Raw genomic sequence first — 12,474 nt, 5'->3', positions numbered from 1 at the left:
TGATACTTCCGCGCACTCCCAATACCGATGAGACAGTCAATGTCCGCTTCTACAACCGCCACCAAACCTTTAAGCACTGCCCTCATTTTGCTGATGGCCACCGCCACCGGCCTGGCTGTTGCCAGCAACTATTACGCACAGCCCTTGTTGCACACCATCGCCCAGGAATTGGGCTTGAGCATGAGCAGCGCCGGTAACGTGGTGATCACCGCGCAATTGAGCTACGGCGCCGGCCTGTTGCTGCTGGTACCCCTGGGCGATCTGTTCGAACAACGTCGGCTGATCGTTACCATGACCGTGCTCAGTGCACTGGGCCTTCTGCTCAGTGCCTTTGCACCGTCGGTAACGTGGCTTTTGGTCGGCACAGCGATAACCGGGCTGTTTTCGGTTTCGGCACAAGTACTGGTGCCAATGGCTGCCAGCCTGACCGACCCCCTGAACCGAGGCCGAGTGGTGGGGACGCTGATGAGCGGCTTGCTGCTGGGGATATTGCTGGCGCGCACCGTGGCCGGGGCGCTGTCGTCGGCGGGTGACTGGCGAACCATCTATCTGGTGGCTGCGGCCTTGATGCTGGTCAGTGCCATCTCCCTGTTTTGCGCCCTGCCCAACCATCACCAGAGCGCTGGCCTGAGCTATCCAAAACTGCTGGGATCGGTGTTCACCCTGTTTGTCGAAGAGCCCATACTGCGCCTGCGCGCGCTATTGGGCCTGCTGACCTTCTCGCTGTTTGCCCTGTTCTGGACCCCACTGGCCTTTCTGCTGGCAGTACCGCCCTACAGCTACTCGGATGCGGTTATCGGCCTGTTTGGCCTGGCGGGGGCAGTCGGTGCGGTGGCGGCAAACTGGGCCGGACGCATGGCCGATCGCGGCAAAGGCCAACAGGCCACGACCGTCGGCCTGCTGGTCCTGCTGGCGAGCTGGCTGCCAATGGCATTCGCCGGTCACTCGTTGATCGCCTTGCTGATCGGCGTACTGGCCCTGGATTTTGCAGTGCAACTGGTCCATGTCAGCAATCAGAATGCGGTGTTCAAGGTACGTCCTGCCGCCCGCAACCGCCTGAACGCCGGTTACATCACCTGCTACTTCATTGGTGGCGCACTGGGCTCCCTGGCGGGCGCGCAGACCTATCCGGTGTACGGCTGGGACGGCATCGTGGTAGTTGGCTCGGTGGTCGCAACGCTGGCGCTGGCGGTCTGGGGCTACAGCCTGCAACGCGAAAGCAAGATACAAACCGCAGGCTGACCGGTCATATGGCGCTTTTCATCGTATTGCTAACTCGCTAGCATGCGAGAAAACGCCCTGACGACGGTCTGCCCACGCAGGCCGCCCTAACGATCCGAGACGCCATATGATCCCTAAAGAATCCCGTAACGAACTGGCCCTGGATACTTTTATCAAGGCGCACCCTGAACTGATCGAAGAAATGAAAGATCTGAGCGCAGAGGACCGCCAGCAGCAGATTCTGTGGGCCTTTGAAGACGAAGCCGAAAGTCGCGGCCTTGAAGCCTGGGAGCTGGCGCTGGAACTGATCGCACGCTCCCCCGAAGAGCTCAAGAGCATGCGCCTTGAAGTGCATCAGGAAGTCGCCGAGGCGCTGGACATGAGCTGGGAAGAGTACTGCGGTTTCAACGAAATCACCGTCTGAACCAGCCAGCTGCACACACAACGCCCGGTTGATCACTCACCGGGCGTTGTTTTTTCAAGGCATCAGGATTTGTGATGGGCATCCATCAGTTTCCTGGCCATCACCAGATGCATTTCAAGCTTGGGCAAATATTTCTCGGCAAATGCCTGCAACTCGGGCGAGTCAGCATTGCTGGCCTGCTGTTTGAACAACTCAATAGTCTCTTCATGGGTTTTAACCTGATTGGCCGCAAAGGCCGCATCAAAAGAATCCCCCTCCTGCACTTCAAGCATCTGCTTTTTGGCCCTGTCCAGTAACTGCTCGTCGCTGGAAACCTGCAGGTCCAGCTTGCTGGCAATCTCCTTCAAGTCTCGGTTGGCATTGGTATGGTCCTTGATTGCCTCCACGGCATAGCTTTCTATGTCCGTCGAAGAGGTTTTACTGATCGCCATGCGGCTGGTTTCAATCTCGGCAATCCCTGCTGCATGGGCTTCATCAACAAAGTCTGCCGGACTGGCTGCGAATGCTGCAGCTGTCGCGACCAGGGAATAGACCAAGGCACAACTTGCCAGCCAGCGTTTAGGGCCAATCAGGGTTCTCATCACGTCCTCCAAAAAAAGGCAGGTTTATTCCCTGCACAGGATCTGAAGGCCTGTGGGAGCAAAGGTTTAGATAAATACCGTTTTTTCTGACGGGTGGCACTTCAAGTTATCAGCCCTTGCCGAACAACGATCTGCGCTGGACTTGCCATCATGTCAGCGAACCGTGAGCCATACTGTCCGCAAACACTGCCGTCAAACAGGAGAAGCTTTATGGACGTCTTCAAGGACATGCTCAACAACTGGGAATCCAGGTCTCAGGAATCAAGTGAGCGGGTTGAATACACCCTTGAGCTGCACAAACATGACCTGGTCAAAATCAAGGCCTTCGCGCAAGCCTACGGGCTGGATGAGGCCACCATCACCCGGGGCCTGATCCACAGTGCGCTCATGCAAGCGGAAGAGGCCATGCCATACGTGAAGGGTAATGAGGTCATCAGGGTTGAAGAAGGTGAAGACATTTATGCCGACGCTGGCAGGACACCTGCATTCGTCGAGGCAGAGCAAGCCATCTCCAAGGCGCTGGATATCAATCGCCCGTCTACCTGATCATCGCGCTAACCACGACCCTGTGGGAGCAGGCTTGCTTGCGACTGAATGCCAGACAAACCACTGCATTTGCATCGCAAACAAGCCTGACCCACACGTTTTTTACATGCGAGCCTGATGGCTCATGGGACATTCACAGAACACCAGTTCTGCCATCATCTGCGCATAGCTATCTGCGCCCAAAAACGCACTCAAACCGCCTTTCAAGCTGAAAATCGGTGACCTGAGCGCTTGCTGCGCGAGGATTCTCGCCGCCTTCTGGCTGCGAACCCCCGACTGGCAGTAAATCACGATCGGCCTGTCGTCCAGGCACTGTGCTGCCCACTCGCCCACCCGCCCTAACGGTACATGTTCGCCACCGATCGATACCTGTTCGCGCTCATGCCCTTCACGCACATCAATCAGATGGATCGACGTTTCACCGATCAGCGCGGCAAAGTCGTCAATGCTCAGCATAAAGTCATCGGTGACGCCTTGCGCGCTACAGACTTGTGCCATCTCTTCCAGCACTGGCGGGCGCAGCGGGTCCCTGAGGGGGTTATCGGCGACAGGTGAAAAACCGATCTCCCGGCTCGTGGCCTCAAGGGCGTCGTAGACCATCAGGCGGTTGATCAGCGGCCGCCCGATCCCGGTAATCAGCTTGATCACTTCATTGGCCTGAAAGCAGCCAATCATGCCGGGCAGCACGCCCAGCACCCCGGCTTCTGCACAGTTTGGCGCCAACGCGGCGTCAGGCGGACCATCGTAGAGATCACGATAATTGGCGCCACGACGGCCTTGCTCATCCAGCGCGTTGAACACCGTGACATGCCCCTCGAACTGCATGATGGCGCCATACACCAGCGGCTTGCCGCCATAGACACAGGCATCGTTGATCAAGTACTTGGCGGTAAAGTTGTCAGTGCCATCGACAATGATGTCGTAATCGGCCACAAGTGCCTGGGCATTGTCGAGGTTAAAGCGCTCGATCCAGGTTTCGATCTCGATGTAGGGATTGAGTTTTTGCAAACGCCGCTTGGCGACATCGGCCTTGTTCTGACCTTTATCGGTGATGCGAAACAGCACCTGGCGGTGCACATTGGACACATTGATCTCGTCGGCATCGATAATTCCCAGCCGCCCCACCCCGGCAGCCGCCAGATAAAGCAGCGCCGGGCACCCCAGGCCGCCCGCTCCAATCATTAGTACGCTGGCATTTTTCAATGCCAGCTGACCTTTGACGCCGATCGCGGGGATCAGCAAGTGACGGGAATACATCCCCATCTCACCCGCGGTAAGCTGGTCATACTCGATCGCATTAGCCTCCCTGCTCATGGTGTTGCTCCCTTCACTTTTTCAGGATCGGGTTGACGAGACAGGCAAAAAACCTGATTCGCATTTAAAACGCTTCAATCACGATCGCTGCCAATGTATTGGCGCGCGTCAGGTTGAAAACATGATGTGCAAAATACAGTTTGCCCTGCAGCCGATAAGCCTGGGTTTTAACACGGCCCTTTTCCAAAAGATAAAAAGGGCAACGCCATTCCATGTAAATAGTATTCAGGGCCAAGCCCAGTGAACTGGCAAGTTCACCTGGGTCTTCCTGCAGGGAATCTATTAATGACTCCCTGCTTTCCGAGGCCAGTGTAGGCAACTCAAAGAACGCCCATTGATCAGCCACTTCACAGCGATGTCGGAACAGGGTGAAGTCATGTTCAAACTCGGCACAGAGTTGCCCATGCTCTTTCAAGTTTTCCAGCTGTGCCAGCAAAGGCCGTTCAACCCGTGAAGGGTCAACTTCTTCGGGAAGAAACTTTTGCAAAAAAGCGGGCCGAATAACTCCTGGGGTTGCGGACAGTGCTTCATCACCATCCAGTTCCAGCAGTTTCCAGCGAACCTTGACCCTGGCAACCACAATGCCCTGGGCACGAATCAGGTGCAGTACTTGAAACACAGAGTTGCCCTGGCGCACCTTGAACTCATCGACCGACACCGAGAACTCGTCGGCCGAGAACATTTCAAAAGGTTCGACATATTCAACTTCGGCCCCCACAGCCACCATGCCCTGATGATATTCCCTGATCATCCCCGGAAAGGAAACTGACAGGTAGGTACTGCCCCAGGACCACATCGAACTGAAACTCAGCAACATCAGCGAATGGGCATGAAACTGGAAAGGACCAAACAGCATGGACTCTACCGGATGGGAAACCTTTATTGTTCTGGTTTGCATAGCATCAACCCCCGGCTATCGCAGTGAAAATATCAATACAGTCACCCTCACCGCCTTGACTTACCTGAGCTGCCGCGTCAACTTTTTCGCCATTCAAAGAAATCAAATAGCCTTTTTTAACGTTGCGATCCTTATCGAAAATAATGTCCTTCAATACCGGATAACTCACCACCAACGCGTGCAGCGCATCGCCCACGGTCTGAATACCATCACCCTCCAGTTGCAACTCTTTTTTGTAGTTAACAAAACGTGCCAAATTGCCTGACAACTTGATCTTCATGTTCAACTCTCCTTTTTTGAAGAACGCCGGGACATCATGTCCAGGTCGTGCACCATCCGAATCCCCATATCAACCTTGAGCTTTTCCTGCGGATCGGCCCCTGCCACCAGGGCCGTAAAGTCACGGTGCGCCCGGCCGATACCGCTGCTTTCGGTATAGCCCCAGCCACCCGTCAGGTTCAGGGCCTGGAGGGCTATTCTGTTCACATCCTCCACCGCCTGATACTTGGCCATTGAAGCCACTGCATCCCAGTACACGTCAGACTCTTGCCTGACCTGACGCTCCAGTGAGTAATGGACCAAGGTGCGGGATGACTCAAGCGCCATATACATTTCACCGATACAGGCCTGAACATGCTGCATATCGATCAACTGCTGATCGTAACGCACAGTGTTTTGCAAATACGCCACGGTAGTTTCAATCACGGCGCGGGCGCGCCCTAAAAACAAGGTGGTTTGCAATGAGCGCCTGCAATTAAGAAAATAACGCTGCGCAAAACTCAGGCCGTCCGTGGCCAGCAACAAGCGGTGTTTATCCAGGCGCACATCTGTCAATGTCAAACAGGCAATCCCTGTTGATCGACAGCCATGCATTACGCTCGGTGTCACCACAACACCCGGATCGTCGGCGTGCACAAGAAACACTTGCATGTCCGCGGTATCACCATGGACAAACAGTAAAAAATAATTCGCCGTCTCACCGCCGGTAACGATCTTTTTCACGGCATTAACCGTATAGGTTTTACCGTCCGCAGAGGGCACGGCACGGGAGACAAAAGAAAAAGCATCGGCATCTTCTGTATAAGCAAATGCACCACCTGTTTTACCCTCAATCAGGTGAACCAGGTATTCGTTATTTATATCTTCCCGCCCCACCGCAATTAAAAATGAAATAAATGACATCCTCACGGATATCAAAAAGGGAAACGATAAGTCCGTGGATAAATACCCGAGCTTTTCCAGCACACGGCCCCACTGGGCATAACCAACTTCCTGACCGCCCCACACGGCGGGCAAGTTGTATTTATACAACCCCCGCCGTGCAAACTTTTCTATCAGCGCGTTGGAAATAGGAATAGAGAGACGGTCACGTTCTTCGACGGTGCAATTAAGCTCCTTGTCGATCAGTGTACCGAAAATAGCCTGAATATCACCCGCACCTTGCCAGTCAACATTCATCGTAGTTCCTTCTACGTCAAACGATTGGAAAGCAGGCGCGACAGAAAACCGGTCCTGGAATCGTGTCGCGCTGCTTAGTGCGAACAGATATTAGGTCAGAACTAAAAACATGCAAGGCGCCTTATCGCAAATAAACCCGACCCGTTAAATATGACACTGCTCATACTCTTCTAAGTTACCGATAACGCTCATTATTAAAGATGAGACTGTTGGCATTATTAACGTGACCCGCTGGCGCGGCGATCACACATCCAGCCATTAGGATTTAGCGGGTGCCTTGCAGCAGCACATTGTGCGACGACTGCGTCGACCGACGCAGCCTCACTCCGCTTGTTAGCGACTACACGTCCTTTCCTGCAACAATCAACGCGCCGTAAACGGCAACTTGTCCAGAGCACAATCGTTCTTGAGCGTTGCCGGCTCGAGCATCAACAGAGGCGCTCCGGTGTCCTCGTTGAAGATTTTGACCTGGCACGAATCGTAAGTCTCGGGGCTCTCGACAATGCCTCCCTTAATGACATAACGGGCAGCCGGGGCGAACTCGCTGACGAATTCGATCTTGCATCTACGGCCGGCATTCGCTGCGCCATCCACTACCAAATGGATGGGTTTTGCCGCTTCTACCGGGATAAAGCCTGCTGGCCGGGATGTTTTGTCCCGCACGGCGAACAATTGCCGACCTGGCTTCACCGCCACGGTTCTGCCGTACTTGCAGCCCACAATCGGAGCTTCGGTCAGGGTCAGGTAGTTTCGATAATTGCTCAAAGCGTCCATTTCGCTGCGGATCTGCGCCTGAGGGGCACCGGGAGGGGGCGTGTACTGCTGGACCTGGACGCAACCTGCAGTCAGCAACACCAGCACACCAAGGGGGAGCACTTTCATAATCGTCTAAATCCATTTGAGTTCGAAGAAGAGCCTTCAAGCAGAATACGGGCCGTTCAGCGGTCGTGCTCCCATATTGTTCCCATACTGCCCTTTTCCAGACGCCAGAAACCACAAACCCCCGACTTTCTCTAGGAAAATCAGGGGTTTGTGTTTACTTAATGTGGCGGTGAAGGAGAGATTCGAACTCTCGATACAATTTCTTGTATACACACTTTCCAGGCGTGCTCCTTAAGCCACTCGGACACTTCACCGTATCTCTTCAAACAAGTTCTGTCTGTCGAGGCGCGCTAATGTAGTCGAAAGCTTTCGATATGACAAATGTTTTTTTCAGAATTTTCATGTGCTTACGAAAATAGTCGTTTTTGAGGCATGCCCTTCGCGGGTGATTCTGCCAAATTCCGGTTCTGACGCGCTGCTCTCTCGGCCCCGATCGCTGCCCCGCTGCCTTCTATATAGAGGGTGAAGGCCAATCCCATGACTCACCAGTCAGTCATAGCCCTTTACCTGTGCCGTGGGGCTGGGTAACGTCTGCCCCACTTCATAACAAGGAATTGCGCCATGAGTGACTTGATTGCCTACCACCTGGAAGACGGTATCGCCACGCTGACCTTGAGCAATGGCAAGGTCAATGCCATTTCACCGGATGTGATCACTGCGTTTAATGCCGCGCTGGACCGCGCCGAGCAGGATCGCGCGGTGGTCATTATTACCGGGCAACCTGGCATTCTCTCGGGCGGTTATGACTTGAAGGTGATGACGGCCAGCCCCGAGCAAGCCATTGAGCTGGTCAGGCAGGGGTCGACCCTGGCTCGCCGCATGCTGGCGCACCCATTCCCGGTGGTTATCGCTTGCACCGGTCATGCCGTGGCCAAGGGCGCATTCCTGTTGTTGTCGGTGGATTACCGCATCGGCGTCGAAGGCGCATTCAGCATCGGCCTGAACGAAGTGCAGATCGGCATGACCATGCACCACGCCGGCATTGAACTGGCCCGCGACCGGCTGCGCAAATCCGCATTCCATCGCTCGGTCATCAATGGCGAAATGTTTAACCCGCTCACCGCCGTCGACGCAGGCTTCCTCGACAAGGTGGTCAAGCCGGAAGAATTGCAGGCCGCCGCCCTCGAAGTGGCCCGTCAGTTAAAGAAGATCAATATGAAGGCTCACAAAAACACCAAACTGAAGGTACGCAAAGCGCTGCTGGAGACGCTGGACAAGGCCATCGAGGAGGATCAACTCCACCCGCTCTGACCCTGCCCCCTGTCGACGGATCCCGATTGCAGCCTGCGGTCGGGATTCTCCCTCCCCTGGCCTTGAGCCATATCTTGCTGAACATCTCTAGCCCGCCCCTCAACCAGCACGTTGAAACAACTGCTTAAACTTCAGTCATCTCCTAGTTGTATCGGGGTAATTGCTGAATACAGTGCACATCCGTACACTGCGCCGACTTTTGTTTTCGCGAGCCTGTAAATGCTACTTTCGATACGTATGTTGTTGATGTGTCTGCATTTTATGATCGCAGGCGTGCTGGGTGTACTGCTGGGTATCTGTCGTCCTTTCAACCCGGACAACAGTCGTCTGTGCGCACGACTGTATGCCTGGCCATCCAGATGGATCCTGGGCTACAAGCTCAAGACCGAGGTTGGGCCGTTGATGGACAAGCCGCAAAGCTGTGTGGTCATTGCCAACCATCAATCCAACTACGATCTGTTTGTGTTCGGCAACGTAGTGCCGCACCGCACGGTGTGCATCGGCAAGAAAAGCCTTAAGTGGGTACCGTTGTTCGGCCAACTGTTCTGGCTGGCGGGCAACGTGCTGATTGATCGGGGCAACGCCCAGAAAGCCCGCAAATCGATGCTGACCACTACCCGCACCCTGCAGGAAAAAGACACGTCCATCTGGGTTTTTCCGGAAGGCACGCGCAATCTGGGCAAAACCCTGCTGCCCTTCAAAAAAGGCGCATTCCAGATGGCAATTACTGCCGGAGTGCCTATTGTGCCGGTGTGTGTCAGCACCTATAGCCAGCACCTTAAGCTCAACCGCTGGCACAGTGCCGATATCCAGATCCGCTCCTTGCCCGCGATCCCGACCGCCGGCCTGACTCTGGACGACATCCCGCAACTCATGGAGCAGTGCCACGAGCAGATGCGCGAGTGCATCGAAGCCATGGATCGTGAGTTGCTGAGCCAACAAAACCGTCACGTGCCGCCCGTGGCAGGGGGCAACTCGACTGCGTCCAACCCGAACCTCTGAACGTTTGTAGACTCAAAGTGGTGGATTGCGCGCTAAGCTGCATCTTCGTGCCATAACCCTTTGAAGAAGAAGCGATTAGAACTATGGGGAGAGTTGTTGCTGCTGCGGTTTACAGCGCAGGCAAGAAAGTCACCAATATCACTCTGGACGAAGGGATCCAGTGGGCCAAAAAGCCCGACCACTTCGTCTGGATTGGTCTGGAGCAGCCCGACGCGCAAGAGCTGAGCAACTTGCAGCGCCAGTTCAATCTGCATGAACTGGCCATCGAAGATGCCCTTGAGCAACATAGCCGGCCCAAACTCGAAACCTTCGGCGACGCGCTGTTTATCGTTATCTACTCGCCCATTCGCCATGAAGGCCAGCTGGAGTTTGTAGAAACCCATATCTTTGCTGGCAACGGCTACATCATCACCAGCCGCAATGGCCACTCGGCTTCGTACAAGTCCGTGCGCCAGCGCTGCGAGGCTCGCCCGCTGCTGCTGGAGCATGGCGAGGACTTTGTCCTGTACGCCCTGCTCGACTTCGTGACTGAGAGCTATCAGCCCGTCAGCCAGGCCATCCACGCCGAAATCGAACAGCTTGAACAAAGCATCATGGGCAACGCCCTCAATGAAGCTGACATCGTGCACTTGCATGGCCTGCGCCGCGACGTGCTGCGACTGCGCCGTTATGTGGCGCCCATGGTGGAAATCAGCGAAGAACTGCAACGCCTGACGTTCCCCTTTATCGACAAGAACATGCGCCCGTATTTTCGCGATGTGCAGATTCATGTCACCCGCCAGATGGAAGACCTCACCAACCTGCGTGATATCGCCACCCAGACGATTGAGATCGTCGTGTTGCTGGAGTCCTCACGCCAGAGCATCGTGCAGCGCAAATTCGCAGCCTGGGCGGCCATTTTGGCCTTCCCCACTGCAGTGGCGGGCATTTACGGGATGAACTTCCAGAACATGCCGGAGCTAAGCTGGCATTACGGTTATTTCGGCGTACTGGGGTTTATTGCGGTGGGCGTGACCGGCCTGTGGGCGAGCTTCAAGCGCTCTGGCTGGCTGTAACCTGCCCCGTGGGAGCGGGCTTGCTCGCGATTCAAACAACTCGGTGCATCAGCGATGCCGAGTAGAAACCATCGCGAGCAAGCCCGCTCCCACAAGGGCCAAACCGGGTATCAGGCGGTTTGCGGCTTGTGCGAAACAAAACGCATCATCCACTCGGCAACCGTGCGCCCATGATGGTCCTGATCCAGGCTGGCGATGCCGGAGCTGTAGATCTGCTCGCCCAAATGTTCCTGGCGCAGGTCAAGCAAGGCCCGCGAATAGTCGTGGATAAACTCGGGATGCCCCTGGAAGCACAGCACCTGGTCGTTGATGTGGTAAGCGGCATACGGGCAGAAATCGCTGGAGGCGATTACCGTGGCGTTTTCCGGCAAGGCCGTGACCTGGTCCTGGTGGCTGATCAGTAGCGTCAACTCTTCAACCACAGGGCTCATCCACGGCGCCTTGGCGGCCAGCTTGTACTGATGGGTTCCGACACCCCAGCCCTGGATAGCGCGCTCGCTCTTGCCGCCCAGCAGAAGCGCCAGCAATTGATGACCAAAACAGACACCGAGCAGCTTGTCGCCTCGTTCATAGCGGGTCAGCAAATAGGTTTTCAAGGTCTGGATCCAGGGATCGGAACCAAACGAGTCAGCTTTGCTGCCGGTTACCAGATAAGCATCGAAAGACTGGTCGTCAGACGGATACTCGCCATGCATCACGTTGAAAACACTGAATTGTGCCGCGATAGGCTGCGTGGAGAACAGGCGCACGAACATCTGCCCGTAACCCTGATATTGATCAACAAACTCTGGACGCAGAATGTCGGTTTCCAGAATGCAGATGCGTAGCGACATAAAAGTACCTGGCACGATAAAGGCGAAAGTAGTGATAGCAACTCGACAGAGCCTGCCTTGAAAGGGCAATTCATGGCAAGTACTGAACGTAGTAATACCCCCTCAAGCCTGACGGCACCGGGCTTTTGCAGGGTAAAACCTGGCTGGACAATGCTCCCGGACGAACGGTAGGGCGCTAAGAATATTCACGACCAAAGAGCCCGTTGCGTCTAGCAACGGGCTGACAGGGCGAACTCAAGAAACCTAATAGCGTTTTAGAAACTTACTGCACTTGAATGATGTTAAAGGGTTCTAAGCCATATCTTATGGGGGCTCTAAGGTTAAGCCTGTCGTCAGGACCGCTTTGTTTTCAAGGCGTGGCGCTCTTGGCGCAGGCATTGTCGTTCAGGAATAACAAAAAAAGGCAGATAGCCATGTTTAAACATACGAAAGTACGCCAGGCCGGACTCATCCTCTTTGCTACCACCTTGCTGCTGATCTTGCCGAACTTGACCAAGGTCATCGGCTAAAGACTCGCCCAAATACCGAAGACGCGCAGCTGCTGCGCGTCTTCGTCGACTACAGGTTGCGAGGGCTCAATTGCCTGGCACAAAAACCAGAACGGCCAGCCCTGAGGCCAGCCGCTAACCGGTCAAACATCTATCAATTCAACAGGCCGCGCACCTCCTGCTTTACACCCCAGCCTTCAATAATGCCGCCCAGGGGTACCACGACAGCTTCAAAGTCCTGCTCAAAATCACCGATACCACCATAGGTGGCGTACATCACTTTGCTTAATTCCAGATACCACGCCCCGTCATCACGCACATTGATTTGTGCGTTCAGGGATTCACCACAAAATTTACCTGCAGCCCTGCGCGCCCGCTCCTCGTCCGGGAAGATCGCGTAAAACTCGATTGGATGGATGCGTGAAAAATCAAAACCGCCTTCTTTCATGCGGCGCAGCACATAGCTGCTGAGGTCTTCTTGATGGGCTGTGCTCATGAAACGTCCTCCTCGCAATGGATAG

14 protein-coding genes and 1 tRNA gene are annotated in these 12,474 nt (G+C 54.9%); 6 read left to right on the top strand and 9 right to left on the bottom strand.

Translation table 11 applies throughout. The features are described 5' to 3' along the window. The first annotated feature begins 39 nt into the window (after nucleotides 1–39). Both VSQ83_RS06255 and VSQ83_RS06250 read left to right on the top strand, forming a co-directional pair. Nucleotides 40–1,242, top strand: a complete 1,203-nt coding sequence (locus tag VSQ83_RS06255; RefSeq protein WP_326425718.1) for an MFS transporter — start codon at nucleotides 40–42, stop codon at nucleotides 1,240–1,242. A gap of 106 nt (nucleotides 1,243–1,348) precedes the next feature. Beyond that, on the top strand, nucleotides 1,349–1,645 hold the full coding sequence (locus tag VSQ83_RS06250) for a DUF6388 family protein (protein ID WP_133077879.1): 297 nt from the start codon (nucleotides 1,349–1,351) through the stop codon (nucleotides 1,643–1,645). Between the two features lie 62 nt (nucleotides 1,646–1,707). Here the strand turns inward: VSQ83_RS06250 and VSQ83_RS06245 are convergent, their stop codons facing one another. Further along, the gene (locus VSQ83_RS06245; protein WP_326425715.1) at nucleotides 1,708–2,226 is read right to left on the bottom strand and encodes a DUF4142 domain-containing protein; all 519 of its coding nucleotides are present in this window, start codon (nucleotides 2,224–2,226) and stop codon (nucleotides 1,708–1,710) included. Nucleotides 2,227–2,436: 210 nt separating this feature from the next. Between VSQ83_RS06245 and VSQ83_RS06240 the strand changes: the two genes are divergently transcribed. Continuing rightward, nucleotides 2,437–2,772 (top strand): hypothetical protein, encoded by a 336-nt coding sequence (locus tag VSQ83_RS06240; RefSeq protein WP_133077881.1) that lies wholly within the window; start codon nucleotides 2,437–2,439, stop codon nucleotides 2,770–2,772. A gap of 102 nt (nucleotides 2,773–2,874) precedes the next feature. On the opposite strand, the gene VSQ83_RS06235 is transcribed toward VSQ83_RS06240, so the two are convergent. The 6 genes from VSQ83_RS06235 to VSQ83_RS06210 all read right to left on the bottom strand — a co-directional run bounded on the left by VSQ83_RS06235 (nucleotide 2,875) and on the right by VSQ83_RS06210 (nucleotide 7,578). After that, the gene (locus VSQ83_RS06235; RefSeq protein ID WP_326425712.1) at nucleotides 2,875–4,086 is read right to left on the bottom strand and encodes a ThiF family adenylyltransferase; all 1,212 of its coding nucleotides are present in this window, start codon (nucleotides 4,084–4,086) and stop codon (nucleotides 2,875–2,877) included. Nucleotides 4,087–4,150: 64 nt separating this feature from the next. Then, nucleotides 4,151–4,942: a hypothetical protein gene (locus VSQ83_RS06230; protein ID WP_133077883.1), complete on the bottom strand. Its 792-nt coding sequence runs from the start codon at nucleotides 4,940–4,942 to the stop codon at nucleotides 4,151–4,153. A gap of 46 nt (nucleotides 4,943–4,988) precedes the next feature. Continuing rightward, complete coding sequence (locus VSQ83_RS06225) at nucleotides 4,989–5,264, bottom strand: MoaD/ThiS family protein (protein WP_133077884.1); 276 nt, start codon at nucleotides 5,262–5,264, stop codon at nucleotides 4,989–4,991. A 2-nt stretch (nucleotides 5,265–5,266) separates the two neighbouring features. Next, nucleotides 5,267–6,442, bottom strand: coding sequence for an acyl-CoA dehydrogenase family protein (locus VSQ83_RS06220; RefSeq protein ID WP_133077885.1), 1,176 nt, complete (start codon nucleotides 6,440–6,442; stop codon nucleotides 5,267–5,269). Nucleotides 6,443–6,805: 363 nt separating this feature from the next. After that, nucleotides 6,806–7,324 (bottom strand): hypothetical protein, encoded by a 519-nt coding sequence (locus VSQ83_RS06215; RefSeq protein WP_326425709.1) that lies wholly within the window; start codon nucleotides 7,322–7,324, stop codon nucleotides 6,806–6,808. 164 nt (nucleotides 7,325–7,488) lie between these two features. Further along, a tRNA-Ser gene (locus VSQ83_RS06210) sits at nucleotides 7,489–7,578 on the bottom strand. A 307-nt stretch (nucleotides 7,579–7,885) separates the two neighbouring features. Between VSQ83_RS06210 and VSQ83_RS06205 the strand changes: the two genes are divergently transcribed. From VSQ83_RS06205 to VSQ83_RS06195, 3 genes are all read left to right on the top strand, one after another. Next, a complete protein-coding gene (locus VSQ83_RS06205) occupies nucleotides 7,886–8,575 on the top strand; it encodes a crotonase/enoyl-CoA hydratase family protein (RefSeq protein ID WP_133075618.1) in 690 nt (229 codons plus the stop codon). Between the two features lie 219 nt (nucleotides 8,576–8,794). Then, nucleotides 8,795–9,577 (top strand): lysophospholipid acyltransferase family protein, encoded by a 783-nt coding sequence (locus tag VSQ83_RS06200; RefSeq protein WP_133075619.1) that lies wholly within the window; start codon nucleotides 8,795–8,797, stop codon nucleotides 9,575–9,577. A gap of 83 nt (nucleotides 9,578–9,660) precedes the next feature. Further along, nucleotides 9,661–10,632: a magnesium and cobalt transport protein CorA gene (locus VSQ83_RS06195; protein ID WP_326425707.1), complete on the top strand. Its 972-nt coding sequence runs from the start codon at nucleotides 9,661–9,663 to the stop codon at nucleotides 10,630–10,632. A 110-nt stretch (nucleotides 10,633–10,742) separates the two neighbouring features. Here VSQ83_RS06195 and VSQ83_RS06190 read toward each other — a convergent pair whose 3' ends face one another. Both VSQ83_RS06190 and VSQ83_RS06185 read right to left on the bottom strand, forming a co-directional pair. Continuing rightward, nucleotides 10,743–11,465 (bottom strand): amidotransferase, encoded by a 723-nt coding sequence (locus VSQ83_RS06190; RefSeq protein ID WP_133075621.1) that lies wholly within the window; start codon nucleotides 11,463–11,465, stop codon nucleotides 10,743–10,745. A gap of 642 nt (nucleotides 11,466–12,107) precedes the next feature. Further along, complete coding sequence (locus VSQ83_RS06185; RefSeq protein ID WP_019827425.1) at nucleotides 12,108–12,449, bottom strand: ribonuclease E inhibitor RraB; 342 nt, start codon at nucleotides 12,447–12,449, stop codon at nucleotides 12,108–12,110. Nucleotides 12,450–12,474 lie beyond the last annotated feature (25 nt).

Source organism: Pseudomonas sp. DSV-1 (genome assembly GCF_035830915.1).
Taxonomy (GTDB): domain Bacteria; phylum Pseudomonadota; class Gammaproteobacteria; order Pseudomonadales; family Pseudomonadaceae; genus Aquipseudomonas.
The sequence above is the reverse complement of the archived record's forward strand: the minus strand, read 5'-3'. Positions and strand labels throughout refer to the sequence as shown.

Bases quoted from the DNA above. Each gene is read 5' to 3' on its own strand.
- VSQ83_RS06255 (WP_326425718.1), top strand. From the start codon at position 40: ATGTCCGCTTCTACAACCGCCACCAAACCTTTAAGCACTGCCCTCATT.
- VSQ83_RS06250 (WP_133077879.1), top strand. From the start codon at position 1,349: ATGATCCCTAAAGAATCCCGTAACGAACTGGCCCTGGATACTTTTATC.
- VSQ83_RS06245 (WP_326425715.1), bottom strand. From the start codon at position 2,226: ATGAGAACCCTGATTGGCCCTAAACGCTGGCTGGCAAGTTGTGCCTTG.
- VSQ83_RS06240 (WP_133077881.1), top strand. From the start codon at position 2,437: ATGGACGTCTTCAAGGACATGCTCAACAACTGGGAATCCAGGTCTCAG.
- VSQ83_RS06235 (WP_326425712.1), bottom strand. From the start codon at position 4,086: ATGAGCAGGGAGGCTAATGCGATCGAGTATGACCAGCTTACCGCGGGT.
- VSQ83_RS06230 (WP_133077883.1), bottom strand. From the start codon at position 4,942: ATGCTGTTTGGTCCTTTCCAGTTTCATGCCCATTCGCTGATGTTGCTG.
- VSQ83_RS06225 (WP_133077884.1), bottom strand. From the start codon at position 5,264: ATGAAGATCAAGTTGTCAGGCAATTTGGCACGTTTTGTTAACTACAAA.
- VSQ83_RS06220 (WP_133077885.1), bottom strand. From the start codon at position 6,442: ATGAATGTTGACTGGCAAGGTGCGGGTGATATTCAGGCTATTTTCGGT.
- VSQ83_RS06215 (WP_326425709.1), bottom strand. From the start codon at position 7,324: ATGAAAGTGCTCCCCCTTGGTGTGCTGGTGTTGCTGACTGCAGGTTGC.
- VSQ83_RS06205 (WP_133075618.1), top strand. From the start codon at position 7,886: ATGAGTGACTTGATTGCCTACCACCTGGAAGACGGTATCGCCACGCTG.
- VSQ83_RS06200 (WP_133075619.1), top strand. From the start codon at position 8,795: ATGCTACTTTCGATACGTATGTTGTTGATGTGTCTGCATTTTATGATC.
- VSQ83_RS06195 (WP_326425707.1), top strand. From the start codon at position 9,661: ATGGGGAGAGTTGTTGCTGCTGCGGTTTACAGCGCAGGCAAGAAAGTC.
- VSQ83_RS06190 (WP_133075621.1), bottom strand. From the start codon at position 11,465: ATGTCGCTACGCATCTGCATTCTGGAAACCGACATTCTGCGTCCAGAG.
- VSQ83_RS06185 (WP_019827425.1), bottom strand. From the start codon at position 12,449: ATGAGCACAGCCCATCAAGAAGACCTCAGCAGCTATGTGCTGCGCCGC.